At 71.2% G+C, this 26,044-nt stretch carries 21 protein-coding genes and 1 pseudogene; 6 read left to right on the top strand and 16 right to left on the bottom strand.

The window, feature by feature from the left end; translation table 11 throughout:
* Window positions 1-5 precede the first annotated feature (5 nt).
* Together IT780_RS13895 and IT780_RS41815 are read right to left on the bottom strand one after the other, a co-directional pair.
* Entirely contained in the window at window positions 6-2,150 is a 2,145-nt protein-coding gene (locus IT780_RS13895) for a YhgE/Pip family protein (RefSeq protein WP_307831172.1), read from the bottom strand.
* Window positions 2,147-3,289: an ABC transporter ATP-binding protein gene (locus IT780_RS41815; protein WP_233412738.1), complete on the bottom strand. Its 1,143-nt coding sequence runs from the start codon at window positions 3,287-3,289 to the stop codon at window positions 2,147-2,149. Before IT780_RS41815 ends, IT780_RS13895 begins: the two co-directional genes overlap by 4 nt.
* A gap of 461 nt (window positions 3,290-3,750) precedes the next feature.
* Between IT780_RS41815 and IT780_RS13885 the strand changes: the two genes are divergently transcribed.
* On the top strand, window positions 3,751-4,713 hold the full coding sequence (locus IT780_RS13885; protein WP_199511972.1) for an LLM class F420-dependent oxidoreductase: 963 nt from the start codon (window positions 3,751-3,753) through the stop codon (window positions 4,711-4,713).
* A gap of 221 nt (window positions 4,714-4,934) precedes the next feature.
* Here IT780_RS13885 and IT780_RS13880 read toward each other — a convergent pair whose 3' ends face one another.
* Window positions 4,935-5,774 carry a GNAT family N-acetyltransferase gene (locus IT780_RS13880; protein ID WP_199511889.1) on the bottom strand — a complete coding sequence of 280 codons (840 nt, stop codon included), beginning with the start codon at window positions 5,772-5,774 and terminating at the stop codon, window positions 4,935-4,937.
* Between the two features lie 126 nt (window positions 5,775-5,900).
* On the opposite strand from IT780_RS13880, the gene IT780_RS13875 reads away from it, so the two are divergent.
* Window positions 5,901-6,500: a PadR family transcriptional regulator gene (locus IT780_RS13875; RefSeq protein WP_233412737.1), complete on the top strand. Its 600-nt coding sequence runs from the start codon at window positions 5,901-5,903 to the stop codon at window positions 6,498-6,500.
* A gap of 225 nt (window positions 6,501-6,725) precedes the next feature.
* Complete coding sequence (locus IT780_RS13870; RefSeq protein ID WP_199511888.1) at window positions 6,726-7,649, top strand: glycerophosphodiester phosphodiesterase; 924 nt, start codon at window positions 6,726-6,728, stop codon at window positions 7,647-7,649.
* Between the two features lie 265 nt (window positions 7,650-7,914).
* On the opposite strand, the gene ispG is transcribed toward IT780_RS13870, so the two are convergent.
* From ispG to IT780_RS13850, 4 genes are read right to left on the bottom strand one after another with little or no spacing between them, the layout of a single operon-like run.
* The gene (ispG, locus tag IT780_RS13865) at window positions 7,915-9,087 is read right to left on the bottom strand and encodes a flavodoxin-dependent (E)-4-hydroxy-3-methylbut-2-enyl-diphosphate synthase (protein ID WP_199511887.1); all 1,173 of its coding nucleotides are present in this window, start codon (window positions 9,085-9,087) and stop codon (window positions 7,915-7,917) included.
* Between the two features lie 7 nt (window positions 9,088-9,094).
* A complete protein-coding gene (locus tag IT780_RS13860; protein WP_199511886.1) occupies window positions 9,095-10,345 on the bottom strand; it encodes a M50 family metallopeptidase in 1,251 nt (416 codons plus the stop codon).
* Window positions 10,345-11,556, bottom strand: a complete 1,212-nt coding sequence (gene dxr / locus IT780_RS13855; protein WP_199511885.1) for a 1-deoxy-D-xylulose-5-phosphate reductoisomerase — start codon at window positions 11,554-11,556, stop codon at window positions 10,345-10,347. Before dxr ends, IT780_RS13860 begins: the two co-directional genes overlap by 1 nt.
* A 29-nt stretch (window positions 11,557-11,585) precedes the next feature.
* Window positions 11,586-12,101: a YcxB family protein gene (locus IT780_RS13850; RefSeq protein WP_199511884.1), complete on the bottom strand. Its 516-nt coding sequence runs from the start codon at window positions 12,099-12,101 to the stop codon at window positions 11,586-11,588.
* A 66-nt stretch (window positions 12,102-12,167) separates the two neighbouring features.
* Between IT780_RS13850 and IT780_RS41810 the strand changes: the two genes are divergently transcribed.
* Window positions 12,168-13,121, top strand: coding sequence for a YhjD/YihY/BrkB family envelope integrity protein (locus IT780_RS41810; RefSeq protein ID WP_233412736.1), 954 nt, complete (start codon window positions 12,168-12,170; stop codon window positions 13,119-13,121).
* On the opposite strand, the pseudogene IT780_RS13845 reads toward IT780_RS41810, so the two are convergent.
* Window positions 13,093-15,114: pseudogene (locus tag IT780_RS13845) on the bottom strand (MMPL family transporter); the annotation flags it as partial. The gene IT780_RS41810 and the pseudogene IT780_RS13845 overlap by 29 nt on opposite strands.
* Window positions 15,115-15,331: 217 nt before the next feature.
* Between IT780_RS13845 and IT780_RS13840 the strand changes: the two are divergent.
* Window positions 15,332-16,933: a phytoene desaturase family protein gene (locus tag IT780_RS13840; protein ID WP_199511882.1), complete on the top strand. Its 1,602-nt coding sequence runs from the start codon at window positions 15,332-15,334 to the stop codon at window positions 16,931-16,933.
* 61 nt (window positions 16,934-16,994) lie between these two features.
* Here the strand turns inward: IT780_RS13840 and IT780_RS13835 are convergent, their stop codons facing one another.
* The 4 genes from IT780_RS13835 to IT780_RS13820 all read right to left on the bottom strand — a co-directional run bounded on the left by IT780_RS13835 (window position 16,995) and on the right by IT780_RS13820 (window position 21,361).
* Entirely contained in the window at window positions 16,995-17,774 is a 780-nt protein-coding gene (locus IT780_RS13835; RefSeq protein ID WP_199511881.1) for an inositol monophosphatase family protein, read from the bottom strand.
* An 11-nt stretch (window positions 17,775-17,785) separates the two neighbouring features.
* Window positions 17,786-18,631: a helix-turn-helix transcriptional regulator gene (locus IT780_RS13830; RefSeq protein WP_199511880.1), complete on the bottom strand. Its 846-nt coding sequence runs from the start codon at window positions 18,629-18,631 to the stop codon at window positions 17,786-17,788.
* 29 nt (window positions 18,632-18,660) lie between these two features.
* Window positions 18,661-19,614: an SDR family oxidoreductase gene (locus IT780_RS13825; protein ID WP_199511879.1), complete on the bottom strand. Its 954-nt coding sequence runs from the start codon at window positions 19,612-19,614 to the stop codon at window positions 18,661-18,663.
* A 199-nt stretch (window positions 19,615-19,813) separates the two neighbouring features.
* Entirely contained in the window at window positions 19,814-21,361 is a 1,548-nt protein-coding gene (locus IT780_RS13820) for a Rieske 2Fe-2S domain-containing protein (RefSeq protein WP_199511878.1), read from the bottom strand.
* A 130-nt stretch (window positions 21,362-21,491) separates the two neighbouring features.
* Here IT780_RS13820 and IT780_RS13815 point away from each other — a divergent pair, with 130 nt between their 5' ends.
* Window positions 21,492-21,719 carry a DUF2631 domain-containing protein gene (locus tag IT780_RS13815; protein ID WP_199511877.1) on the top strand — a complete coding sequence of 76 codons (228 nt, stop codon included), beginning with the start codon at window positions 21,492-21,494 and terminating at the stop codon, window positions 21,717-21,719.
* A 67-nt stretch (window positions 21,720-21,786) separates the two neighbouring features.
* On the opposite strand, the gene IT780_RS13810 is transcribed toward IT780_RS13815, so the two are convergent.
* The 4 genes from IT780_RS13810 to frr are packed head-to-tail and all read right to left on the bottom strand — an operon-like array spanning window position 21,787 to window position 26,044.
* Window positions 21,787-22,875 carry a DivIVA domain-containing protein gene (locus IT780_RS13810; RefSeq protein WP_199511876.1) on the bottom strand — a complete coding sequence of 363 codons (1,089 nt, stop codon included), beginning with the start codon at window positions 22,873-22,875 and terminating at the stop codon, window positions 21,787-21,789.
* Window positions 22,876-22,915: 40 nt separating this feature from the next.
* Window positions 22,916-24,094, bottom strand: a complete 1,179-nt coding sequence (rlmN, locus tag IT780_RS13805; protein WP_199511875.1) for a dual-specificity RNA methyltransferase RlmN — start codon at window positions 24,092-24,094, stop codon at window positions 22,916-22,918.
* Between the two features lie 34 nt (window positions 24,095-24,128).
* The gene (locus tag IT780_RS13800; protein ID WP_233412734.1) at window positions 24,129-25,487 is read right to left on the bottom strand and encodes a phosphatidate cytidylyltransferase; all 1,359 of its coding nucleotides are present in this window, start codon (window positions 25,485-25,487) and stop codon (window positions 24,129-24,131) included.
* Entirely contained in the window at window positions 25,487-26,044 is a 558-nt protein-coding gene (gene frr / locus IT780_RS13795) for a ribosome recycling factor (RefSeq protein WP_199511874.1), read from the bottom strand. Before frr ends, IT780_RS13800 begins: the two co-directional genes overlap by 1 nt.

Below are 26,044 nucleotides of genomic sequence, written 5' to 3'. Positions count from 1 at the left end.
GGTTGTCAGATCACCAGCTCCGGGTGCAGGTCCGTTCGAGTCAGCCGACGTTTGCGGCGAGCCACCGCGACCGTCAGCGCCAGGGCGCCGAGGCCGTACGCGAGGAGCGCCAGAACGCCGGTCACCACCGTACCCGTCGGCCCTCCGTCGATCGTGTGGCGCAACGCCTCCACGACGTACGTCATGGGGAGGAGTGGGTGGATCGCCTGGAAGAACCACGGCGTGGTCTGCACCGGATAGGTGCCGCCCGACGATGTCAGCTGGAGCATCAGCAGTGCCAGCGCGACGATGCGCCCGGCAGGGCCGAGAGCCGCGCCCAGCAGCTGCATGATCGCGGCGAACGCCGTCGCCGTCAGCGCAAGCAGACCGAGCGTGAGCAGCGGATTGTGTGGGCTCAGACCGAGGCCGAACACCACGACCAGGAAGAGCAGCGTGGCCTGCGCGAGCCCGACCGCGACCGCGGGCAGCAGCCCGGCGAACGCGACCCGATGTGCGGGCGCGCCCGACACCACGTAACGCCGGTTCAGCGGCCGCATCACCATGTAAGTGATCATCGCGCCGACCCACAGCGCGAGCGACAGGAAGTACGGTGCGAAGCCGACGCCATAGGTTCCGGCCGGGTGTCGCACGGTGCGGTCGACCTGCACCGGGTTGCTGAGCAGGTCGGCACGGTCCGACGGGTCGTCGCCGTACGAGGGGATCTGCCCGGCACCGTCCCGCAGCCCGGACGCGAGCTGAGCGGCGCCACTCTGCAGATCACCCAATCCCGTCGCGAGCTGGCGACCGCCGTCGGACAGAGTCCCGAGACCGCTGTCGAGCTGCCGCGCGCCCGACGCAAGCTGGAAAATGCCGCCGCGCAGCTGCGTCGCGCCGGTCGCCGCGTCGGACGCGCCATCGCTGACCTGCTGCGCGCCCGTGGCAAGGTCCCCGAGGCCGGCTGCGAGGTCGTCGACCTTCGCCCGGGCAGCCGCAACATCGTCGGCCAGGTGCGGCGCGGCCGCCGCCACCTTTCGCGCAGTGGCCGCCACGGTGTGCAACCGCTTGCTCAACCCGTTCAGGTCGGCGCGGTCGATCGTGGACTGCACCCGCTTCGCCGCCGAGACCAGCTCCTTCGCGTACGCGCGCGCCTGGTCGATGCCCGGCGTGTCATCCGGCAGGCCGTTCAGGTAGCGCTGCAGCCGCGTCGCATGACGGACGGCGTCGTCCGCGGCGTCATCAAGCCGGTTGACGTTGGCCGCCAACACGTCGGCGCCGCGGGCAACCTGATTCGCCGCGTCCTCGATGAGCTCGGCGTTGTCCCGCAGCACGGGCTCCACCCGGTTGGCGGCGGCATCCACGGCGTTCGCGAGTTGCCGGCCACCGGCTGCGGCCTGCTGCGTGCCGGTAGCCAGCTGGGCAGCCCCGGTCTGCAGCGCGGCCAATCCGTCGGCGAGATCGTCGGCGCCCTGCGCGGCGGATCCGAGCCCGCCGGACAGCCGGCCCGCGCCCTCCTCAGCGTCGGCCAGACCTGCCTGAAGCTGACCGGCTCCCTTCCGCGCATCCGTGAGCCCGCCGTCGAGCTTGCGCGCGCCGTCGGCCGCTTTGCCGGTCTGCTGCTTCAAGTCCGTGAAACCGATCAGCATCTTGTCGAAGTATCCGGACTGAGCGCTCTGCGCCGCAGCTGCCCGAACCTCCTCGAAGGCGGTACGCGAGAAGATGCCCGACAGGTAGTTGGTGGCGTCATCGTTGACGACGACAAGCTCGGCAGCCCGCGGAGCGGCATCGGCGTCCGGCCCGGTGGTCAGATTCGTCGAGAACGTACGCGGAATGCGCAGCGACAGCTGATACCGGCCGTCGGCAAGCCCCTTCTCGGCGCTCTTCTCGTCGGTCACGTGCCAGTCGAAAACTTCCCGCCGCACCAGCTCATCGGCGAGATCCTGCCCCGCATGCACCTTCGTGCCATCACTGGCGGTCGCGGCCGTGTCCTCGACAACGAGCGCGGCGGGAATGTGGTTGAGGCGCCCGTACGGATCCCAGAACGCATACAGGTAGAGGGCGCCGTACAGCAGCGGAATCACACAGATGACGACCAGGGCGGCGGCGGTGAGCCGGCCACGCAGAAAACGCCGCAGCTCGAACCCCGCGAGCCGCACGCTCGACAAACCGATCACTTGGTCTCTCCAGCAGTCTTGGTGGGATCCGAGGCCTTGAGCACCGCCGTCGTAGGCGCCGCCGCCGTAGGCGCCGCGGTCGTAGGCGCCGCGGTTGTGGGTACCGGCTCAGGCGCATCGGCTAGCGCGACCCGAGCCTTCGGAACGGCCACAGGCTCAGCGGGCGAGGCGATTGCCGGCTCGGCTCCAGGGCCGGCCTTCGGATCGGCTTCAAGCTCAGCCTTTCGCTCGGCCTCGGGTCCGGCTTCACGCTCGGCCTCTGTGTCTGCGTCAGGCTCGACCTTCGGCTCGGCTTTCGGCTCCATCGCGAGCTCGACCTTCGGCTCGGCTTTGGACTCCATCGCGAGCTCGAACCTTGGCTCGGCGTCGGGCTCGATTCCAAGCTCGGCTTCTGGCTCGGCTTCTGGCTCGGATTCAAGCTCGGCCTCAGGCTCGGTCGCGAGCTCGACCTCCGGGTTGGTGTCGGGCTCGGCTTCGGGCCCGGTGGGCGGCGCATCGGCCGGCACGGTCGCCAACTGCGGTGCGTCATGACCATCCACATAAGATGGCTCGTTCAATGCCTCTTGCCCGGAGGCTTCTCCCAATCGGATCACCGTGGACGCCCGCGCCTCGTCCACCTCGCGGGCCGTCACGAGAACCGTCGTCCCGGCAGCGGCCATCTCGTCGATCAACGCCCACAGCGCCTGCCGCTCCCCCGCATCCAGACCTTCATCCACCGCATCGAGCGCGACGATCTGCGGCTGCGTCATCTGCGCCAGAACAATCCCGAGGATCTGTTTCTGGTACGGGCTGAGCGCAAAGCCCCGCAGCTCCGGGTCGAGCCCGCGCAAAGCCACATCGCCCGCTCGGCGTCGACCGGCGAGGAGGGCTCGTTCGCGCACGTGCTCCGCAACGGTCAGGACGGATTCGGGTTCCGACACGCCAGGCACATGACCGAGCGCGGCCGTACCGGACGACTCCACTCGGCCCGACGACAGCCGGAAGCGTTGAGCCAGCGCCAACAACACGGTGGTGCGGCCGCTGCCCGGCGGCCCGACGATCGCCACGATGTCGCCGGCCGAAGCGGTGACGTTCAGGTCTTGGAAGAGCCAACGGCGGCGGTCGCGGACTCCCGCTGCGGTCACGGTCAGAACCGTCATGATGGGTACCTATTCTGCACTGACTGGTCAGTACAAATACTTACCCGACCATGCCATAGATGCACGCCGAGGTGGCCCACCTCACCGTCCGACCTCTCACTGACGCGTCAATTGCCCGACTTGTACGCCGTCTCGACGACGGTCGCTTGCCGGCGGTCGGCGTCAACGGCCGCGGAAGGGCCGCTTCAAGCCGTAAGAAAGCCGCCGCTACGGCTGGCTTCTCCGGCGAGAACCCGTTCCGAATCGGCGTCGCCTCGAACCCCCACCCCACCCGAGAGGCGCCGCCCCGAACCCCCACCCCACCCGAGAGGCGCCGCCCCGAACCCCCACCCCACCCGAGAGGCGCCGCCCCGAACCCCACCGCCAGCCAAACCAAGCCAAGACCCCGCCCACGATCCACGGCACGCTGGACCCGGCCCCGACGCGCAAGGCAGGATCAAGTCATGGTGACGCGATGGGGCATGACCGTTCCGCTCGGCGGGGTTCCGCTGGCCGACCATGCCGCGGTTCTCGCCGCGCTGACCGACGCCGGATTCACCGATTTCTGGTCGAGCGAGGTGAACGGCACCGACGCCTTCACGCCGCTCACCCTCGCCTCCGTCTGGCAGCCCGCGGCCCGCCTCGGTACCGCCATCACGCCCGTCTTCACCCGCGGCCCCGGCCTGTTGGCGATGACCGCGGCGGCTCTTGCCGATGTCGCTCCCGGGCGTTTCCAGCTGGGCATCGGTTCCTCGTCGCCGGTGGTGGTCGGTGATTGGAATGCGGCCGAGTTCACCCGGCCGTACGCCCGCAGCCGTGACATGCTCCGCTTCCTTCGCGCCGCGCTGGCCGGGCAGACCGTGGATGAGGCGTACGAAACGTTCCAGGTTCGGCGTTTCCGGCTCGAACGGCCGCCGGCGGTTCCGCCCCAGATCCTGCTGGCCGCTCTGCGCCCCGGGATGTTGCGGCTGGCCGCGGCCGAGGCGGACGGGGTGATCCTCAACTGGCTCGCCGCCACCGACGTGGCGCAGGTCCTGGGCGAGGCGAAGACGGACAACCCCGATTTCGACGTGGTGGCCCGCATCTTCGTGTGCCCGACGGAGGATGCCGCGTACGCCCGGGCGGTGGGACGTCGCATGATCGCCGCGTACCTGACGGTTCCGGCGTACCTGGAGTTTCACCGGTGGCTGGGTCGCGAGCCGGCGCTGGCTCCGATGTGGACCGCGTGGGCGGCGGGTGACCGGAAGGCGGCGCTCGCGGCCATCCCGGACGAGGTGATCGACGAGCTCATCGTGCACGGCTCACCGGAACAGTGCCGCGACCATGTGCAGCGCTACAGCGACGCGGGGGTCAAGGTGCCGGTCATGGCGCTCATCGGCACGCCTGAGCTGGAGAAAGGCGGCCCGAAGGCGCTCACCAGCCTGATCGCCGCGCTGGGCCGCTGACCTGCCAACCGCCGGGCCGCTGACCCGCCAACCGCCGGGCCGCTCATCTACCGCGCGAGGCCGCTCGCCCGCCGCACGCACGGCCACCGACCCGCCGGGCCACCGACCCGCCGTCCGCACGGCCACCGACCCGCCGTCCGCACGGCCGCTAACCCGCCGCACATAAAGCCGCAAACCCACCGCCCGCACGACCGCCACCCGCCGAGAACGGACCTCGTCAGCTAGAACAACACCGTCGCGAAGCTCCCGCACTGCACGAACCCGCACCGCGCGTAAACCCGCCGAGCAGCAGTGTTGTAGTCGTTCACATACAAGCTCACCGTAGGCGCGACCCGGTGCAGCGCGTCGTGCAGTACCGCCGACATCGCCGCCGCTGCCATGCCTCGGCCTCGGTACTCCGGGTCCACCCACACCCCTTGGACCTGGGTGGTCCGCCGCGTCACGATGGCCAGCTCCGCCTTGAAGATCACTCGGTCTCCGACGAACCGCGCGTACGCCCGTTTGCCCCGTACCAGTTCGGCGATCCGGCGCCTGTATCCCCTGCCCCCATCGTCCAGCAGCGGTGAGACGCCCACTTCCTCGGTGTACATGGCCACGGCCGCCGGGAAGAGCTGGTCGACCTCGTCCGGCGCCACGAGCCGCACCTCGGGGTCCGGGGCGATCGGGGCTTCGCGGTCGGCGACGAGCAGGGGCTGGTGGGGGCGTACGTCGCGGGCGGGGCCCCAGTGGCCGCCGAGGCGGTTCCAGAGGTCGAGGACCGCGTCCGAGCGGCCGATGATCGACGAGCAGATGCGGGGGTCGGCGCCGAGCAGGTCCGCGAAGGCCGAGACCGCTGCCGGGGTCGCGCAGACCGGCACCAGGTGCGCGCCTGACCAGCACAGCGATTCGATCCGCCGCCCGGTGCCGTAGCCGTAGATGCGGCCGTCGGAGCGCCACCAGTTCAGCCCGTGGGCCGCTACGCGCTCCGCGATCTGCGCGCCGGCGTACGGGTCCTGGTCGAGGATCTTCTCGACCGTGGCCCGCTCGGGCTCACCGAGTTGGCGAATCGGCACCGTCAGCACAGCTATCAGATTGCCAGATCCCACGGCCCGCACACCCGGCGCTCCCCCGGCAACTTTGGGCGGGGCCTTGTCGCCGACACGTTGGCGATATATCGTCTAACTATCGACAACAGATCGGAGATAGTCATGAGGCACGAACACATGCGTCGTCTGCACGAGGGCCGGATGCGGGGCTTCGGCTTCCCGCCCGGGTTCCCCTTCGGCCAGGGCGGTCCCGGCGGCTTCGGCGGCGGCCCGGGCTGGGGACCCCCGGGCCCCGGCGGTCACGGCCATCGCCGCGGCGGCCGCGGCAGCCGTCCCAACGTCCGTCCCGCCCTGCTCGCGCTCCTGCTAGAGCGTCCGATGCACGGCTACGAGATGATCCAGGAGCTGGAGAGCCGCACGGGCGGCATCTGGCGTCCGAGCCCCGGTTCGGTCTACCCGACCCTCCAGTTGCTGGAGGACGAGGGCCTGATCGAGGCGGAGGCGACCGGCGGCCGGAAGCGCTTCACGCTCACCGAGGCCGGCCGCGCCGAGGCGCAGACGGCCGCGGAGAATCCGCCGTGGGCCCAGTTCAGCGACGACACGATGTCGCAGGTCCAGGACTTCCGCGACGCGGCGGTCGGGATCATGAGCGCCCTGCGCCAGGTCGGTTTCAGCGGCACCCCCGAGCAGCGCCAGCGCGCCCTCGAGGTGCTCAACGAGACCAAGCGCAAGCTCTACGCGATCCTCGCCGACAGCGAGTGAGCTGCCGGCAAACCCATCGGGGGAAGGGCGCACCGTTTCGGTGCGCCCTTTTTCCAGGTACGGCGCACCGGACCCGACAACCGCATCACCGTCCCCCACCAGCACACAGCACGGACCGCCGGCCCCGCCCAGCGTCGTGAACCGATCGATGAGCTTCCACCTCTTGCCGGGAGCCGGTCATATCCCGTAAACCCATCATTCGTGAGCATCGGTCCCACTGATGTCATGTCCGCAACCCACAAGGTCCTGCTGGCCGCCGCCGTCCCCACCGTCCTGGCCCTCCCATCCGCCCCCGCCGCAGCCCACCCGTCCACGCACAGCGGCCGCGCATCCACCGCGGTCGCCGTGTCGTGTCCGGCCGTGATCGCGCACAAGACCGGCGGCAGCCACGCGCCGGAGAACACGGCTCCCGGGATCGCCGTCGGCAGGTCGCTGGGCGTCGGCACCGTCGAGATCGACATCCGGTTCAACAAGAGCAACTTCGCGTTCGCGATGCACGACGAGGACGTCTCGAGGACCACGAACGGCACCGGGCGCGTCCAGGACCTGTGGATGCCCGATCTGCAGAAGCTCAGCGCCGCGGACTACGCACCCTGGAAGACCGACCCGCGGTACGGCGGCTTCAACGCGGACGGCACGCCGAAGGTCCGGCCGCCGTACTCGTACGAGTTCCTCGACGCGGCGAAGAAGGCGGGCGTCAAGCTGCTGCTGGACGTGAAGGTGACGCCGACGCGGGCGCAGGCGGACTCGTTCGTCGGATACCTGGACCGGCCCGAGTTCCAGATGCGGAACCGGATCGTGTGGATGGCGAACAGCGAGACGGGGCTGCGGACGATGCGCGGCTGGTACCCGGACCTCACGTACTACCTGCTCGAGCGCCCGGCGTCCGGCTTCATGCGCACCGGAGACTCACTGAAGGCGATGGGCGCGGTGGCGTACGCGGTCCCGATCGGCGAGGTGCGCTCGGTGGCGTACGTGGACTACTACCACTCGTACGGGCTCAAGGTCTCCACGTGGACGACGGACGATCCGAGCCTGGACGTGCCCGCGAACTGGAGCAGAGCCCGCTCGTACGGGGCGGACGCGCTCACCACCGACCGGCCGGACGAGGCGCTCGCCCAGCAGGGCGGCTCCGCCTGCACCGGCTGACCGCGGCCCCGCCCGGCAGAGGCGGCACGGGGGCGATGCTGGTGCGCGGGGATCGCATCGGTTGGCTGGGAAAGCGCCACCCCAGCGGCACGGGAAGGCCGCCGCCCAACCCGCACGAGGAACCCGCCACCCGACCAGCCCGGCAGACGCCGCCCGCCCGCGGAGAGGCGGGCGCGCGGCGGGTAGCCGGTCACAGTCCGTGTGCGGGCCCGGCACGGTGTTGCGGTTGTCGGGCCCGTCGCGCCGTACCTGAGAAAGGGCTTGGTCAGTGGACCGTGACCTGCGGGCCGGGCAGCAGCTCGCGGAGCTCTTCCGGCAGTTCCGCGCCCATCTCGTCGGCCAGGCGGAGCGCCTCCTCGACCAGGGTCTCCACGATGATCGATTCCGGCACGGTCTTGATGACCTGGCCCTTCACGAAGATCTGGCCCTTGCCGTTGCCGGACGCGACGCCGAGGTCGGCCTCGCGGGCCTCGCCGGGGCCGTTCACGACGCAGCCCATCACGGCGACGCGCAGCGGGACCGGGAAGCCCTCGAGGGCCGCCGTGACCTGCTCGGCCAGCGTGTAGACGTCGACCTGGGCGCGGCCGCAGGACGGGCAGGAGACGATCTCGAGGCCGCGTTCGCGCAGGCCGAGGGATTCGAGGATGGCCTGGCCGACCTTGATCTCCTCGACCGGCGGGGCGGACAGCGAGACGCGGATGGTGTCGCCGATGCCCTCGGCGAGCAGCGCGCCGAACGCCACCGCGCTCTTGATCGTGCCCTGGAAGGCGGGGCCAGCCTCGGTGACGCCGAGGTGCAGCGGGTAGTCGCACTGCTCGGCGAGCTGGCGGTACGCGCGGATCATCACGACCGGGTCGTTGTGCTTGACCGAGATCTTGATGTCGCGGAAGCCGTGCTCCTCGAAGAGCGAGCATTCCCACAGCGCCGACTCGACAAGGGCCTCCGCGGTCGCCTTGCCGTACTTCTCGAGCAGCCGCTTGTCCAGGGAGCCCGCGTTGACGCCGATGCGGATGGGGATGCGGGCGTCGGAGGCCGCCTTGGCGATCTCCTTCACCTTGTCGTCGAACTGGCGGATGTTGCCGGGGTTGACCCGGACCGCCGCGCAGCCCGCGTCGATCGCGGCGAAGACGTACTTGGGCTGGAAGTGGATGTCGGCGATCACCGGGATCTGCGACTTCTTCGCGATCGCCGGCAGCGCCTCGACGTCGTCCTGCGAGGGCACCGCGACCCGCACGATCTGACAGCCGGACGCGGTCAGCTCGGCGATCTGCTGCAGCGTCGAGTTGACGTCAGCGGTGAGCGTGGTGGTCATCGACTGGACGCTGACCGGGGCGCCGCCGCCGACCAGCACCCCGCCGACGTTGATCTGGCGGCTCTGCCGCCGCTGCGCGAGCGGCGGCGGAGGTACGGCCGGCATACCGAGACTGACTGCGGTCATTTCACACTCACCTGGAGAAGATCGAGATCGGGTTGACGACGTCGGCGGTGATCGTCAGCAGCGTGAACGCGCCGCCGATCAGGATGACGGCGTAGGTCAACGGCATGAGCTTGTAGTAGTCGACGCGGCCGGGGTCGGGTTTCTTGAGTCGAGCGTAGAGCCACGACCGGGCGCGCTCGTACCAGGCGATGGCGATGTGACCGCCGTCCACCGGCAGCAGCGGCAGCAGGTTGAACAACCCGATGAACACGTTCAGCGAGATGAAGATCATCAGGAAGACCTGGGGCACGCCGGCCTCGATCGCCTCGCCGCCCAGCCGGCTCGCGCCGACCACGCTGATCGGGGTGTCGGGGTCGCGCTGCTCGCCCGTGATCGAGTTCCACAGCGCCGGGATCTTCTCGGGGATGCGCTTCATCGCCGCGAACGACGCCTTCACCAGGCTCCAGCCGTAGTCGAAGCTGGCGCCGACGCCGTCGACCGGCCCGTACGTGACCAGTCCCGGCATGTCGAGCCGCGGACCGATGCCGGCGACCGCGACCTGCTTGACCTCGCCCCGCGGGTCGTCGAGCGGCGCCCGTTGCGCGGCGAGGAGCTTCACGGTGGCCGTGCCGGCGACGCCGTCGCGGGTGTACGCGAACGTGACCTCGCCGGGCGGCAGCGACCGGATCGTGTCGGTGAGCTGGCCGTAGTTCTGGATCGGCGTGGCGCCGACCTGGGTGATCACGTCGCCGGTCTTGAGGCCGGCGGCGGCCGCCGGGGCCTGCGGGTCGGTCGGCGAGCAGCCCTGCTGGTCGGTGATGACCAGTTGCACGCACTCACCCACCGAGATCTTGGCCGGGATGGCCCGCTCCTCGGCGGCGGTCTGCGGCAGGTCCGGGTTGGGGAGGCCGACGAAGACGGCCGCGAACCAGGTCGCGACGATCGCGAGCAGGAAGTGCGTGATGGAGCCGGCCGACATGACGACCGTGCGCTTCCACACCGGGAAGCGCCACATGGCCCGCGGCTGGTCCTGCGGCTCGACGTCGTCGTCCTGCGGCGTCATCCCGACGATCTTGCAGAAGCCGCCGAGCGGGATGGCCTTGAGGCCGTACTCGGTCTCGCCGCGCTTGAACGAGAAGATCGTCGGGCCGAACCCGACGAAATACTTCGTCACCTTCATGCCGAACCGCTTGGCCGTGATCATGTGGCCCAGCTCATGCAGGCTCACCGAGATCAAGATGGCGAGCGCGAACGCCGCTACCCCCAACCAGTACAGCATCAGGCTCCTTCAGCCGCAGTAGCGATCATCCGCTGTGCCTGGGCCCGCGCCCACGCCTCCGCGGCCAGCACCTCTTCGACCGTACTCGGTTCGTCGAATCCGGGAGCCGCCGCGAGCACCGCCGACAGGGTCTCGACGATGCCCAGAAAAGGTAGCCGACCGGACACGAACGCGGCCACACACTCTTCGTTGGCGGCGTTGTAGATCGCCGGGCGGCAGCGACCGGCCCGGCCGGCCTCCTTGGCCAGCTCCACCGCCGGGAACGCCTCGGTGTCGAGCGGGCGCAGCTCCCAGTTGTGCGCGAGCGTCCAGTCCACCGCCGCGGCGGCCCCGGGAACGCGGTCCGGCCAGGCCAGGGCGAGCGCGATCGGCAGGCGCATGTCGGGCGGGCTGGCCTGGGCGAGAGTGGAGCCGTCGGCGAACTCGACCAGCGAGTGCAGCACCGACTGCGGGTGCACCATCACCTCGATGTCGTCGTACGCGACGCCGAACAACTCGTGCGCCTCGATCACCTCGAGCCCCTTGTTCACCATCGTCGCCGAGTTGATGGTGACGACCGGGCCCATGTCCCATGTGGGGTGCTTGAGCGCCTCCTCCGGGGTGACGTTCGTCAACTCCTCACGCCGGCGGTCGCGGAACGCCCCGCCGCTGGCGGTGAGGATCAGCCGGCGCACCTCCCGCTCGGTGCCGCCGCGCAGGCACTGGGCGAGCGCGGAGTGCTCGGAGTCGACCGGAACGATCTGCCCCGGCCGCGTCGCCGCAGCCTTGACCAGCGGGCCGCCGGCGACGAGGGACTCCTTGTTGGCGAGCGCGAGCGTACGGCCGGCGTTCAGCGCGGCCAGCGTCGGCGCGAGCCCGAGGCTGCCGACCACCCCGTTGAGCACGACGTCGCAGGGCCACTGTGCGAGCTCCGTCATGGCGTCCGGGCCGGCCACGATCTTCGGCAGCTTGAAGCCGCCGGTCGCCCATCCCCGCTTCTGCGCCTCGGCGTAGAACGCCAGTTGCAGGTCCTGCACGGCGCTGGCGTGCGCCACCCCCACGACGTCGACGCCCAGCTCCAGCGCCTGGGCGGCGAGCAGCGCCACATTGCCGCCGCCGGCACCGATCGCCACGACCCGGAACCGGTCGGGGTTGCGCCGGACGATGTCGATGGCCTGGGTACCGATGGAACCGGTGGAACCGAGCAGGACGAGCTCACGCATGCCTGCCATCTTCCCGGACGCCCGCACGCCCGCGGCGCTCAGCCTTGCCCGCCGGGCGATGCGGGCCGGCCGGGCCGGTTCCGGGCCCGGAAGACCGCCCCGTCCAGCAGGTCTCGCAACTCCATCAGCCGGTCCTCTTCGAGCCCGGCGGTCGGGATCAGGAAGAACTGCTCCTTGCCGAGGCGGACGACCATCAGGCCGGGGAGCTCGTCGTACGCACTCAGAAGCTCCCACACCGCCTCCGTCCGCGCGAGGTCGGTGGCGAAGCCGAACCGGTCGTCGTCGAAGTGGTAGAGGGTCGGACGGGCCAGCAGCCGTACGCCCTCCCGCGTCATGCGGCGGATCACCACCTCGGGCCCCAGCACGCTGAAGATCAGCGCGAGCACGGCCAGCAGCGCGAGGAACGACAGGCCGAAGCCGAAGTAGCCGGTCATCCCGATGACCAGCAGGGGCAGGGCGAGCAGCCGGGCGGGCAGGAAACGCCGGCGCGCCACATGCCGGACCGCCTCGGCGATCTGCCGCGCGTCCGGCTCGGCGCTGAAGGACAGGGACATGATGCCTTCCCGCTGCGGGCAGTGGATGGTGCGGGATCGTAGCGGTCGAATGGGTATGTCAGAAGAATGCGACGACTACGCCGGCTGCTGGCCGCCCCGTTCCGGCCGCTGCAGGGGCGTGACCTCGCGTTGCACGCCGCCGCGGTGACGTTCTACGCCGGGATCGCCGTGGTGCCGGTGGCGCTGCTGGCCATCTGGATCACCGGGCTGATCGCCGGGGCCGACCGGGTACGCCGCCTCACCGGCCGCACGATCGACGCCCTGCCCGACGCGATCGGCGCCCCGAACGCCCTCGAGCGCCTCATCGAGGCGGGCCTGCACCTGACGCCCTGGCTCGCGCTGGCCAGCCTGCTGCCCGCCACCCTGTACGGCGAGGGCCTGCGCCGCGCGTTCGTGAGCCTGCGGGACCCGGGCGAGTCCCTGGTCGGCTGGCGCGGCCGGCTGCTCTGGCTGCCGCTGCTCGCCGCCGCGCCCGCGCTGCTGCTGTCGCTGTTCCTGGCCCTGCCGGTGACGAGCGGCCTCTGGGTCCGCGGCGGCTGGTACGCGGTGGCCGGCGTGATCCTGTCGTTCCTGGCCGCCTGGCTCGTGCTGACGCCCGTGGTGATCTGGGTCTACCGGGGTGTCGCGCCCGGGCGGCCGGAGTGGCTGGCGACGACACTGGTCGGCTCGTTCACCGCCGCGAACCTCTCCGGGTTCCTGCACGGCTTCGTGCTCTTCTGCTCCCTGCCGCTGGACCTGGGCGCGCCGTTCGGCGGGTTCACCGAGATCGGCGGCACGGTGGCGGTGGGCCTGTGGCTCTACCTGTTCCACGTCATCGTGCTCGCCGGGTTCGCCGCCACCCAGAGCGCGAGCGCGTACCAGCGGCTCAGGCGGGCACGGACTGCCGCTGCTCCGCAGGCGCCGGCGGCTCCGGCGTCTCGTGGATCCCGTACCGGGCGTAGAAGCGGCTCAGGAAGCCCGGTGCCCACCAGTTCCAGCGACCCAGCAGCCGCATCGTCGCCGGGACCAGCAGCGCCCTGACCAGCGTCGCGTCCACGACGATCGCGACGATCATGCCGACACCGATGGTCTTGATGACCGTCACGCCGCCGGTGGCGAAGCCCGCCACGACGGTGATGAGCAGCAGCGCGGCCGCGGTGATGATGCCGCCGGTGAACTGCAGGCCGGTCGCGACGGAGGCGGTGTTGTCGCCGGTGCGGTCCCATTCCTCGCGGACGCGCGAGAGCAGGAACACCTCGTAGTCGGTGGCCAGCCCGAAGAGCACGGCCAGCACGAGGATCATGTTGCTGGGCTCGATGTAGCCGGTCGACTCGAAGCGCAGCACGTTCTCGAAGTGGCCCTCCTGGAAGATCCAGACCACCACCCCGAACGACGCGCCGATCGACACCACATTCATCAGCACGGCCTTGATCGGCAGCAGCACCGAGCCGAACGCGAGGAAGAGCAGCACGATCGTGGCGACCGCCATGATCAGCGCCATGTACGGCAGCCGCGCGGCGAGGCTCTCCAGCAGGTCCAGGTCGATCGCGGGCCGCCCGCCGACCAGCACCTCGGCGCCCGGGGGCGGGGCGAGGTCGCGGATGCCGGAGACGATCCGCCGGGCGTCGGCGTTCGGCAGGTCCGGCGGGTACGTCACCGTGATCAGCGAGGCGGCGTCGCGCTGGGCGGTGACGGTGGCGCCACCGACGTCCGGCAGCGCCGCGATGCGCTGGGCCAGGTCGCCGGCGGGTCCCTGGACGAAGACCGAGATCGGGTCCTGCCCGCCACCGGGGAACTCCGCGGCGAGCCGCTCCCCCACCACCCGGGCGGCGCTGCCCGGCGGCAGCACGCGCTCGTCGAAGCCGCCGAACTCGACCCGCAGGAACGGCGCCGCGAAGGCCGCGAGGACCACGAGCACGCCGACGACGTACAGGACGGGACGCCGCATGACGCTGCGCGCGAGGCGCTCCCAGGCCCCGGCGGCCTCGTCGGCACGCCGGCGCTGCGGCAGCGGGATGCGCAGCTTGTCGATGCGGTGGCCGAGCACGGACAGCACCGCGGGCAGGACCGTCAGCGCGGCGAGCATCGCGATCAGCACGGCGGCCATGCCGCCGATGGCCAGGCCGCCGAGGAACGGCTGCGGGAAGATCAGCAGGCTGGAGAGCGCGAGGACGATCGTCAGGCCCGAGACCATGACCGTACGGCCGGCCGTCGCCACTGTGATGCGGATGGCCGTGGGCACGTCGTTGCCCCGCGCCAGCTCCTCGCGGAAGCGGCTGACGATGAACAGCGAGTAGTCCACCGCCATGCCGAGCCCTAGCAGGGTGATGACGTTGATCGCGAAGACCGAGATGTCGGTGAGGTAGGTCAGCCCCCGGATCGCGACGAACGCGCCGAGGATCGCGATGCCTCCCACGAGCAGGGGCGAGAGGGCGGCGATCAGGCCTCGGAAGATCAGCACGAGCAGCACGAACAGCACCGGCAGCGAGAAGATCTCGGCCCGCGTGATGTCTTTCTTGGTCTGCTCATTGGCCTGATCGGTGAAGGCCACCAACCCGCCGACCTCGGTCTCCAGCCCGGGAGCGGCAAGGTCCGGCTCCAGCCGGTGGTACGCGGCGGCCTTGCCGTCCTCGCCGCCGGCCTTGAGGTAGACGGCCGCGTACGTGGCGTGCTTGTCGGTGCTGACCAGGGCCGGTGAGGCGTCGGGATCGGTGTAGCCGGCGACCTTCTCGACGTCGGCCTGCGCCCGGATCCGGCCGATCGCGGCGGAGACGGCTCCGCGGAAGGCCTCATCCGTCACGGTCGCGGTGTCACTGGACCAGAGCACGAGCAGGTCGGGGTTGCGCTGGCCGAGGTGCTGGGCGATCGCCGCGGCGGCGCGGTTGGACTCGCTGCCGGGGTCGTCGTACCCGCCGCCGGTGAGCGCGCCGAAGACACCGGCGCCCCAGGTCGCGCCGGCCACGACCAGCGCCACGGCGGCGGCGACCACCCACCAGCGCAGGCGCACGACCGCCCTGCCCCACCAGCCGAACATCCGCCCGCCTCCCCGCACCCGGCCGCTACGCATAGACGCCGCTCACCGTAGGGGGTGAGCGGGGCTCGATGGCGCCGACTATGACGACCGCCACGCCTGTACCGGTGTCTTACCCGCGACGGCCGGAAAGCACCCGGTGGCCGTCGGCCGGACAGCGTCGAGGAGGCGACGATTTAGGGGGAACTGTCCGCCGATCGGCGCGCTAGAGTCGGCCCTCATGAACGCTCTGCCGCCCCGCGCCGACGTGGTGATCATCGGCTCCGGCCACAACGGCCTGGTCTCCGCTGTGCTGCTCGCCCGCGCCGGTCTCGACGTCGTCGTGCTCGAGGTGGCCGACGTGATCGGCGGCGCCACCCGCACCGAGCACCCGTTCGGCAGGGTGCCGGGCCTCGGGCAGTCCACGGGGTCGTACCTGCTCGGCCTGATGCCGCCCGAGCTGCTGGCCACGCTCGACGTCGACATCCCCGTGCTGCGCCGCGACCCGCACTACTTCCTGCCCACGCCCGGCGGCCCCGGCTCGCCCTATCTGCTGTTCGGCACCGACCGCGAGGCCACGCGCGCGCAGATGGAGCGGTTCTTCTCGCCGCGCGACATCGCGGCGGACGAGGCGCTGCAGGTCGAGATCGCCGCACTGCGCGCCGATCTCGCGCCCGCCTGGCTGCAGGAGCCCGGCTCCGTCGAGGAGATCGCCGACCGGCACATCCGGCCGCAGCTGCAGAGCACCTTCGTGGATCTGGTACGCGGCTCGGTCGCCGACTACCTGCAGCGCTTCGGCTTCAAGAGCGAACTGCTGATGAGCATGTACGCGGTGACCGACGGCCTGTCCGGGCTGAACGCGGGCCCCGACGACCCGGGCACCGGCCACAACTTCCTCGTGCACAACATGTGCCGCCTGCCGGGCGCGGACGGCACGTGGATGATCGCGGCGGGCGGCATGGGCACGGTCTCGCGCACCTTCGCCGACGCTGCCCGCGCCGCCGGAGCCCAGATCTTCACGGGTACGCCGGTGAGCGCCGTGACCGTCACCCAGGGGGCGGCCACCGGGGTCGCGCTGGCCGACGGGCGCACCGTGGAGGCCCGGGTGGTCCTGGGCGCCTGCGACCCGTACCAGCTGATGTCGCTCGTGCCCGAGGGCGCGCTCCCGGAGGAACTGACGTCGCGCATGGCCGCGGTCAAGCGGCCCGGCACCACGTTGAAGCTGAACCTCGCGCTGTCCGGGCTGCCGCGCTTCTCCTGCCTCCCCGCGGATGCCCCCTCGCCGTTCGGCTCGACCATCCACCTCCTGCCGGGCTCCGCGGGCCTGGCCGGGATGGCCGAGTCGGATTCGCCGATGGCGGCGCTGCGCGGCATGTGGGCGGACGTGCAGGCCGGGCGCCTGCCCGCCGAGCCGACCATCGAGTGGTACCTGCACACCACCGTCGACCCGTCGCTGCAGGACGAGGCCGGGCACCACTCCTCGGCGCTGTTCGTGCAGTCGGTGCCGTACGAGCTGGACGGCACCACGTGGGACGAGGCGCTGCCCGGCTACGTGACGCGGCTGCTGGAGATCGTCGACCGGTACGCCCCCGGCACGTCGGACCTGGTCGCGGATCTGATGCCGCTGACCCCGCCTGGCATCGAACGGCACTTCGGCATCACCGGCGGCCACATCCACCACGTCGACAACACGGTGGCGTTCGACCGGCGCATGCCGTACGCGACGGGCCTCGACGGCCTGTACGCGGGCTCGGCGGGCGCCCACCCGGCGGGCAGCGTCATCGGCGCGGCCGGCCACAACGCGGCTCGACGCATCCTGCGCGACCTGGGCCTCGGCCGCTAGTACCGCCCGGCCCGGCCCAGCCCAGCGCGGCGCGGCCCAGCGCGGCGCGGCGCGGCGGCCGTCAGGCGACTGCCCGGACCAGCTCCGACAGCGTGGGCCACAGGGACGGGGCCGCGCCGATCGTCAGCTCGGTGGAGAAGTCCGCGCCGCGCCCACCGAGAACCACGCCGGCCTCCCGGGCGATCAGCGCGCCCGCGGCGATGTCCCACAGGTTCGTGTCCAGCGCCAGACCGCCGTCGAGCCGGCCGGCGGCCTGGTACACCAGGTTCAGCGCTGCCGGCACCCGGCGGATGTCGCCCGACGCCGGGAGCAGCTCCCGGATCACCCGGCCGGCGCGCTCCTTGGTCGCCGGGTTCGGCTGGAAACTCACCCCGACGAGCGCCTCGTGCAGCTGCCGCCCACCCGGCGCGGTGATCGGCTCGCCGTTGAGCAGGGCGCCGGCACCGTCGACGGCGCTGAACGTCTCGCCGGCGGCCGGGTCGTGCACGACCGCCGCCCGGGCCCGGTCGTCGTGGTACAGCGCGATGCACACCGACCACGGGCCGGTGCGGCTCACATAGTTGCGGGTGCCGTCGAGCGGGTCGACGATCCACGACCAGCCGCTCGAGCCGGTCCGGCCGTGCCCCTCCTCGGCCTGCACGGCGTCGTCGGGCCACGCCGCGAGGATCCCGTCGACGATGAGGCGCTCGCTGGCGATGTCGACGTCGGAGACGACGTCGTTGACGTGGGCCTTGGGCGCGCCCATCCGCAGGGTGTCGCGCCGCTCCAGCTGCAGCCGCCCGGCGCGGACGGCCAGCTCGACGGCGAGGTCACGAGCTTCGAGAAGGTCACGGTGGTCCATCGCGACGAAGACTACCGGGTGACCGTCTGGGCGCCGATGACGGAGAGCAGCTCCAGCTTGTCGTAGCTCTCGGTGCCCGGCACGGCGGTGTAGACGAGCAGCGAGTGGCCCTGGTCGGGGTCGAACAGCGCCTGACAGGTCAGCTCGAGAGCACCCACCTCCGGATGGACGAACCGTTTGAGGTGGGCGTACCGGATCCCGATCTCGTGCTCGTCCCAGACCGCGCGGAACTCCTCGCTCCGGCCGAGCAGCAGCTTCTGCAGGTGTGCGGCCCGGGATCGCGGCCCCCGGAGAGCGACCACGTTCCGCAGCCCGGAGGCGAAGACGCGCGAGTGCAGCGGATGGTCGTCGGGGTGGTACAGGGCGCGGGCGGCCGGATCGGTGAACCAGCGGTAGCCGATGCTGCGGGCGGGGCCGGTGAAGCGGGTCAGGTCGCCGTTGAGGGCCACCCCGAGCCGGTTCTGCCGCAGCGTCTCACCCAGCTCGGTGACGATCTCGGCGGGCGTGTCACCGAGCCGGTCGAAGATCCGCAACAGCCCGGGGCTGATGTGCTCACCGGAGTCGCCGCGGACGGGCGGATGGTGCCCGGCGAGGCGATACAGGTGGTCGCGTTCGTCGTGGGACAGGTGCAGGCCCTGCGCTATCGACGCGATCATCTGCTCGGAGGGGTGCGGGCCCCGTTCGCGTTCCAGCCGGCTGTAGTAGTCGGCGGAGATGTGGCAGAGCGTGGCCACCTCCTCGCGCCGCAGGCCGGCCGTGCGGCGGCGCTGTCCGCGGGGCAGGCCGACGTCCTCGGGTTGGAGCGACCCACGACGCCGGCGGAGGAAATCGGCGAGCCCGGCGCGATCGATCTGCATGGCGTTCTCCCTCTGGCGACCCGGTTCTGTCAGTGTCGCCCGGACGGGAGCATGGAAATGCTGGTCAGCTCCTCGGAGACGCGCCAGATCCGCTCGGCGTCCGCCGGACTGCGCAGCCGCGAGTAGAGCTTCTGCTCCGCCGGCGGCCCGCTCAGGTGCCCCAGCCCGCGCGGCCCGTAGAACCCGCCGTCCCGCGCGTCGGCGGCGGTGGCCGCGTACAGGGCCGGCAGGGCCGCCGACTCGGCCGTCCCCACCAGGATGCCGCGTTCGGACAGTGCGCCGATCAGCCGCCGCGCCGCGGTGTCCCGGCCCCGGCCGACCTCCGGACGGGCGGACAGCAGGCTGGTCGGGGCCACGCCCGGATGCGACAGATTGCTCGTGATGCCCCACCCGTGCCGGAGGCTCCGCCTGCTCAGCTCGAGGGCGAACAGGCCAAACGCGATCTTGGACTGGCTGTACGCCCGCATGCCGTCGTACGAGCGTTCCCAGTTGAGGTCGTCCCAGTTGATCCGGTTGGAATTCGCCGCGACGCTGAGCTGACTCGTCACCCGCGCCCGGCCGGCCCGCAGCAGCGGCATCAGGTGCGCCACCAGCGCGAAGTGGCCGAGGTAATTCGTGCCGAACTGCAGCTCGAAGCCGTCCGCGGTCACCTGCCGGTCCGGCGGCGTCATCACCCCGGCGTTGTTGATCAGAAAGTGGATCGGCTCGCCGTCCTGCCGCAGGGTCGCGCCGAGCGCCGCCACCGACTCCAGCGACGACAGGTCGAGCGTGCGCAACGACACCCTCGCGCCGGGCACCTGGTGGCGGATCCCGGCGACGGCAGCCTCGCCCTTGGCCGGGTTCCGGACCGGGATGACGACCTCGGCCCCGGCGGCCGCGAGGCGGGTCGCCAGCCTCAGGCCGACGCCGTCGCTGGCGCCGGTCACGACGGCCCGCTTGCCGGACAGGTCGGGGACGGTGATGGTCACTGGCTTGCGCGGCATGAGCTGCTCCCGGATGTCACTCGCTGGATGTGACACCAGAGTGCGCGGGATCCCGGAGCGCAACCACGGCCCGTCGATCCCAGGCTGCGCGAAAGCCACTCACGCAGAATGAAGGGGCCAGGGCCAGCGAATGCTGGGCCCCGGCCCCGGCCTCGGCGGGAGCGACGGTCCGCACCACCCACCGAGCTACGACCTCTGCTTATGAAGTGGCTTTTTCCGCACGGATCTTGTGGCCGACGCTGGTGAGGCAGCGGCCGCTGGGCAGGTCGAACTTCCATCCGTGCAGCTGGCAGGTGAGCACGTTGCCGTCGACGATGCCGAAGCGGCTGAGGTCGGCCTTCAGGTGCGGGCAGCGGCGCTGGACCGTCCAGTCGCCCAGCTGCGTGTCCTCAGCCTCGACCGTCTTCTCGTGCTCGTCGTACCAGCCCTCGGCGTACTGGAGGCGCTCCTCGCTGAGGCACTTGAAGAACGCGTAGACGAACTCGTTGTACTGGCCGATGCGGGCCGCGGTGAAGCGGCAGGAGAGGAAGAGCGAGTTCACCCAGTCGCCCTCGTCGATGAAGATGAGGTGCTCGATCAGCTCGCGCTGGGTACGGAAGCGGTAGCGGACCTTCTCGTCGGCGTACGGGCGCACCTGCTTGCCGGGGAAGTCCACCACGATCGACTCGACCGCATCGCCGTCGTAGCTGACCAGGTCGAAGCGGACCGGGCCGCCGACGCCCTTGGCCAGGTAGATCGACTCCTCGAGCAGCGGCTCGATGCGCTTCTTCAGCTCGCCCAGCACGTCGATCTCGGGGTGCCGCCACGACGCCTTCTCGGCGGCGATGATCGGCGCCTTGCGCTCGCGCATCTCCTCGAGGTGGGCCTTCTTGTTGGCGAAGAACTCGTCCACATCGGTGGGGTGGGTGGTCTCGATGCCGTCGGTGGTGAGCTCTGAGACGCTGCCGGGCAGCAGGACGACGCCGTTGGTGCCGCCGACCTTCGCGTACTCGCTCATGAACACCGACTGGTCCGGGAAGATGTTGCCCTCGTCGCCGTGGATGTCGTTGAACTGCCACAGCTCGTCGTCGAGGAAACACGGCGGGCCGGCGATCGGGAAGACGTGGTCGGCCTTGAGGTCGTCGATGTACCGCCACGTCCGGTCGAACTGCCGGTCGCGCTTCTGCTTGCCGAACGCGGTCTTGGCGGCCTGGGGCAGCTCGTAGACCATCGGGTACCAGATCGCGCCGGAGAACTGCAGCATGTGCGCGTGCACGTGGCCGAGCTCCGCGAAGACGGAAAGGTCCGTGGGGCGCGCGTCGTTCTGGTTGAGCACGCGGACGCCGTCGTGCTCGACCCAGAGCGACGAGTCACCGATCGGGCCGTCGGTGGGGCTGATCAGCGCCTGGATCATGACCTTGAGGCCGCCGTCGAGCTCGTGCACCTCGTTGCTCTTGGTCTTGAGGAAGCTCGTGAAGCCCAGGTCGCGCAGCTCGTCCTCGAGCTGGCTCGTCGGATACTCGGGCAGGAGCACGGTCGCCTTCTTGCTGACGAACCGCTTGAGGTGCTCGGCGTCGAAGTGGTCCCGGTGCAGGTGGGAGACGTACAGGTAGTCGACGTCGCCCAGCGTCTCCCAGTCCAGCAGCGAGTTGTCCGGGAACGGGAACCACGACGCGAAGTACGCCGGGTTGACCCAGGGGTCGCACAGAATGCTGCCCGCGCCCGTGTCGATCCGCATGCTGGCATGCCCAGTGCCCGTGATCCGCACCGTGTCGCTCCCTCGTCCGACGTTACCGACGGCATCGAAGGTACCGGGTACGGGTTGGTGAGCCGCGCGCGGAGGCGCCGTGCGACACTGACCTCGACGTTCCCACCGTATTTCGCAGGAGGACCGAGTCGTGGCAGAAGAGCCGGTTTACGCGCCTGACCAGCTCAAGCCGGGCAACCGCAAGTGGGCCCGCCGGGGCGCCATCGGATCGGCCGCGATCCTGCTGCTCTACTTGTGGGGCAACCACGAGGGCAACACCGAGAACCTCTGGCTGATCGGCCTCGCGGCACTGCTCATCGTGATCGTGCTCGCCGACTCGGTGCTGCGGCGCAACGGCCTCAAGGCCAACGACCAGTAGCGTCCCGTAACGCTCGACGGCCCGCCTCCCCCTATCCGGGGAAGCGGGCCGTTTCGGTGCGTGGGGCTCAGCGGCCGCGGAGCAGGATGTCCTTGACCTCGCGCAGTGCGGCGTCCACCTCGGCCTCGAAGTAGCCGCCGGGAACCAGCCCGAACTGCAGCGTGTCGAGCTCGTTCTCGGGCACCGGCATCGGGCCGCGACCGGTCATCGCCTGCAGGATGCTCTCGAACAGCCGGTCGACCTGCACCGGGTCGTACCCGCTGCCGAAGCGGCGCGGCTGGAACGTGCGGCGCAGCTGGTCCACCCGGTAGAGCTCGGGGCTGCCGCCCTGGCCGCCACCCATCGGCGGAGGGCCACCCATGGGCGGGCCACCCATCGGCGGGCCGCTCATCGGGGGCGCGCTCATCGGGGCCGGGCCGCCGAAGCCGCCCCGCTCCCGCTCGGGCATGCGGATCTCCGCGGTCATGTCGGCCTTGCCGTGCCGGCCGGGCTCGAACTGCTCGTAGCCGCCGGTGTCATAGCCCTGCGGGGCCTGGGGACGCTGCGGCGGCTGCTGCTGCTGCTGGCCGTAGCCCGGCTCCTCGTAGCGCCCGTACGGGTCGGGCCCCGGCATCTGCGGCCGCTGCGGCATGGGCTGCGGCTGCAGGCGCTCCTCGTGCAGGTACGGGTCGCGGCCGTACTGGTCGTCACGCGCGTACTGATCGTCGCGAGCGAACTGATCGTCACGGGCGAACTGGTCGTCACGGGCGAACTGGCGGTCGTCGCGCACCGGGGCGGGGAGACGCTCGGTGGGCGGGGCGCCGCGGCCCAGCGCCTGGCTCATCCGGTCACCCATGCGCTCGGGCGGCATGCCCCCGCGCATCGGCTCGGGCTGCATGCGGACCTCGGCGCGACCGGCTCCGGGGCCGCCACCGCGCTCCTCGAACTCGGCCAGCTGCCGCTCGACCCGGTCGAGGTGCAGGTCGACCTGCCACTCGTCGTACCCGCCGAAACGGACGCGGAAGACGACGTCATGCACCTCCTGGGCGCCGACGGGCGCGCCGACCTGCTCGCCGGCGAGGGTGGCCTCGACCCGGTCGAGGAAGGCGTCGACCTCGTCCACCTTGTAGCCGCGGCGCAGTGCGCGACGGCGGAAACGCTGCCCCTGACTCGTCACAACGTCTCCCAAATTCGCGTCTGCTGGGAACTGAGCCCAGTCATCGTGCCACCTCCGCGTCGGCGGCGGCGCCCCCAGCGTCCACCACCGTCAGCTCACTTGCGGCCAGCTGGCCGCACGCACCGTCGATCTCCCGGCCCCGGGTGTCCCGCACCGTGGTGGCGACGCCCGCCTCCCGCAGCCGGCGGACGAACTCGCGCTCGACCGGCTTGGGGCTGGCGTCCCACTTGCTGCCCGGTGTCGGGTTGAGCGGGATCAGGTTCACATGCGCCAGCTTGCCGTGCAGCAGCCTGCCAAGCAGGTCGGCACGCCAGGGCTGATCGTTTACGTCCCTGATCAGGGCGTATTCGATGGAGATCCGACGCCCGGTCTGCGCCGCGTAGTCGAACGCGGCATCGAGCACCTCGGCCACCTTCCAACGCTGGTTGACAGGCACTAGCTCATCGCGCAGATCATCATCGGGGGCGTGCAGGGACAACGCAAGGGTCACCGACAGCTCTTCGGCGATCAACCGGCGCATTGCGGGCACGAGGCCCACGGTGGAGACGGTGATGTGCCGTTGTGACAGGCCGAGGCCCTCCGGCGCCGGCGCGGTGAGGCGGCGTACGGCCTGGATCACCCGGGGATAGTTGGCCAGCGGCTCGCCCATGCCCATGAAGACGACCCGGGACAGCCGCGGCGGCGAACCGGTGACCGCGCCCGACGCGGCGACGCCGGCCAGGTAGACGACCTGGTCGACGATCTCGGCCACGGACAGGTTGCGGGTCAGCCCGGCCTGGCCGGTCGCGCAGAACGGGCAGGCCATGCCGCAGCCCGCCTGGCTGGAGACGCAGGCGGTGATCCGGTCGGGATAGCCCATCAGGACGCTCTCCACCATGGCGCCGTCGTGCAGCCGCCACAGCGTCTTGCGGGTGGCGCCGTCGTCGCAGGCGAGCTCCCGCTGCGGGGTCAGCAGCGTGGGCAGCAGGTCCTCGGCGAGACGGGCGCGGGCCGCGGCCGGCAGGTCGGTCATCGCCTCCGGGTCGCGCACGAGCCGGCCGAAGTAGTGCGTGGAGAGCTGCTTCGCGCGGAACGCGGGCTCACCCAGGTCGGCGACGGCGGCCTTGCGGCCGGCCAGGTCGAGGTCCGCGAGGTGGCGCGGGGGCATGGTGGGGCGACGCCGCGTGGTGACCGCGTCGGGAGCGTCGGGGCTGGTCGGGATGACCGGAAGAATCGTCATGGCGTAACCAGTCTCCCACGTCGGGCGCGCACGCCTACCCCGGCGGCGCGATCAGCGAGAGCAGCAGGTATGCGGCCGGCACCGCGAACAGGATCGAGTCGAGCCGGTCCATGACCCCGCCGTGGCCGGGCAGCAGGTTGCTCATGTCCTTGATGCCGATGTCGCGCTTGAGCATGGACTCGGCCAGGTCGCCGACCACTGCGGCGACGGAGATCACAGCCCCGAAGAGCAGGCCCCAGTAGAAAGGTACGTCGTCGAGCAGGAAATACACGAGCAGCGCACCGCCGACCGCCGCCGCGGTGACCGAGCCGGCGAAGCCCTCCCAGGACTTCTTGGGGCTGATCCGGGGCGCCATGGGGTGCTTGCCGAAGAAGACGCCGGCCGCGTACCCGCCGGTGTCCGACAGCACCACGGCGAGCAGCGTGCACAGCACGCGGCCGGGGCCGTCGTCGGGCTTGACCAGCAGCACGCCGAAGCTGAGCAGGAACGGTACGTACACGGCGATGAGCGCGGCGGCCGCCATGTCGCGCCGGAAGCCCACCTTGTGCTCGCTGAAGCGCCAGACCAGGGCGGCCAGCAGGGTGGCGAGCAGGCCGATCTCGAGCGCGTCGGGGCCCTCGTACCAGGCCAGGCCGGTCATCAACAGGCCACCGCCGACCAGCGGGACCAGCGGCGGCCGCGCGCCGGTGACCTTGAGCGCCCGGACCATCTCCCAGATGCCGACGCCGGAGGCCAGCGCGATCACGCCGAGGAACGCCGGCTTCCAGACCAGCATCGACGCGAGCACGACCAGCACGAGGCTCGCGCCGACAGCGATGGCTGCGGGCAGGTTGCGCCCCGCCCGGCCGGCCTGCTGCTTCTGCGGCGCCGGACGCCCGTCCCGCCCCGCCCGCCGCTTCCCGGGGCCACGGCGGGCCGTCTCGGCCGTGGTCAACTCCCACTCCGCCTGAGAGGTGGAGGTGGCGGCGGTGGGCGCGGCCCACGCCGGCTCGGGGACGAACGGCGGGTCAGTGTGCTCCGGAGACGGGGTCACGTGCTCCGGGGACGGGGTCACGTGCTCCGGGGACGGGGTCACCCAGTGGGGGGCGGTCGGCTGATGGGCCCAGGAAGCGTCGGGCTGGTGCCCTCCGCGGACCGGTCCGGTCGGCGGGCCGGCCTGCGCTGCGGCCGGTGGCACGCTGCGCGGTGCCGCCCCGGGCTGCGGCACTCCCCGCGGGCCGCCTTCCTGCGCTCCGGCCGGTGGCACGCTGCGCGGTGCCGGGGCGCCGGGGCCGGTGACGGGCGGGGTGAGCCCCTCGGCGGGCGGCCGGTCACCGGCGTACGGCGACGGGGCGTCGGAGGGATCAGACGCCCGGCTGCCGGGATGCCCGCCGCGGGGCTCGAGGTACGACATCAGACCTCGAGAAGCTCGGCTTCCTTGTGCTTGACGAGCTCGTCGACGACGGCGACATACTTGTGCGTGACGTCGTCGAGCTCCTTCTCGGCGCGCCGGCCGTCGTCCTCGCCCGCGTCGCCGTCCTTGACGAGGCGGTCGAGCTGCTCCTTGGCCTTGCGGCGCACGTTGCGGATCGCCACGCGGCTCTCCTCGGCCTTGTGCCGCGCTACCTTGATCATTTCGCGGCGCCGCTCCTCCGTCATCTGCGGGAGGTGGATGCGCAGCTGGGTGCCCTCGTTGTTGGGGTTGACACCGAGGTCCGAGTCGCGGATGGCCCGCTCGATCGCGCCGAGCTGGGTCTGGTCGTACGGCTTGACGATCACCATGCGCGGCTCGGGGACGCCGACGGAGGCCATCTGCGTCACCGGGGTGGGCGCGCCGTAGTAGTCGACGACGATCTTGGAGAACATCGCCGGCGTGGCACGGCCCGTACGGATCGCGGCGAACTCCTCCTTGGCGTGCTCGACCGCGCTCTCCATCTTCTCTTCGGCCTCGAAGAGGATCTCATCGATCAC

This window comes from Nucisporomicrobium flavum (assembly GCF_016464385.1).
In the GTDB taxonomy this organism is placed as follows: Bacteria; Actinomycetota; Actinomycetes; order Mycobacteriales; family Micromonosporaceae; genus Actinoplanes; species Actinoplanes flavus_A.
The sequence above is the reverse complement of the archived record's forward strand: the minus strand, read 5'-3'. Positions and strand labels throughout refer to the sequence as shown.

Coding starts and splice junctions, on each gene's coding strand:
- IT780_RS13800 (WP_233412734.1), bottom strand. CDS start 25,487: ATGTCGTACCTCGAGCCCCGCGGCGGGCATCCCGGCAGCCGGGCGTCT.
- IT780_RS41810 (WP_233412736.1), top strand. CDS start 12,168: ATGCGACGACTACGCCGGCTGCTGGCCGCCCCGTTCCGGCCGCTGCAG.
- IT780_RS41815 (WP_233412738.1), bottom strand. CDS start 3,289: ATGACGGTTCTGACCGTGACCGCAGCGGGAGTCCGCGACCGCCGCCGT.
- IT780_RS13885 (WP_199511972.1), top strand. CDS start 3,751: ATGACCGTTCCGCTCGGCGGGGTTCCGCTGGCCGACCATGCCGCGGTT.
- ispG (WP_199511887.1), bottom strand. CDS start 9,087: ATGACCGCAGTCAGTCTCGGTATGCCGGCCGTACCTCCGCCGCCGCTC.
- IT780_RS13830 (WP_199511880.1), bottom strand. CDS start 18,631: ATGCAGATCGATCGCGCCGGGCTCGCCGATTTCCTCCGCCGGCGTCGT.
- IT780_RS13850 (WP_199511884.1), bottom strand. CDS start 12,101: ATGTCCCTGTCCTTCAGCGCCGAGCCGGACGCGCGGCAGATCGCCGAG.
- rlmN (WP_199511875.1), bottom strand. CDS start 24,094: ATGACGATTCTTCCGGTCATCCCGACCAGCCCCGACGCTCCCGACGCG.
- IT780_RS13870 (WP_199511888.1), top strand. CDS start 6,726: ATGTCCGCAACCCACAAGGTCCTGCTGGCCGCCGCCGTCCCCACCGTC.
- IT780_RS13825 (WP_199511879.1), bottom strand. CDS start 19,614: ATGCCGCGCAAGCCAGTGACCATCACCGTCCCCGACCTGTCCGGCAAG.
- dxr (WP_199511885.1), bottom strand. CDS start 11,556: ATGGCAGGCATGCGTGAGCTCGTCCTGCTCGGTTCCACCGGTTCCATC.
- IT780_RS13860 (WP_199511886.1), bottom strand. CDS start 10,345: ATGCTGTACTGGTTGGGGGTAGCGGCGTTCGCGCTCGCCATCTTGATC.
- IT780_RS13840 (WP_199511882.1), top strand. CDS start 15,332: ATGAACGCTCTGCCGCCCCGCGCCGACGTGGTGATCATCGGCTCCGGC.
- IT780_RS13835 (WP_199511881.1), bottom strand. CDS start 17,774: ATGGACCACCGTGACCTTCTCGAAGCTCGTGACCTCGCCGTCGAGCTG.
- IT780_RS13875 (WP_233412737.1), top strand. CDS start 5,901: ATGAGGCACGAACACATGCGTCGTCTGCACGAGGGCCGGATGCGGGGC.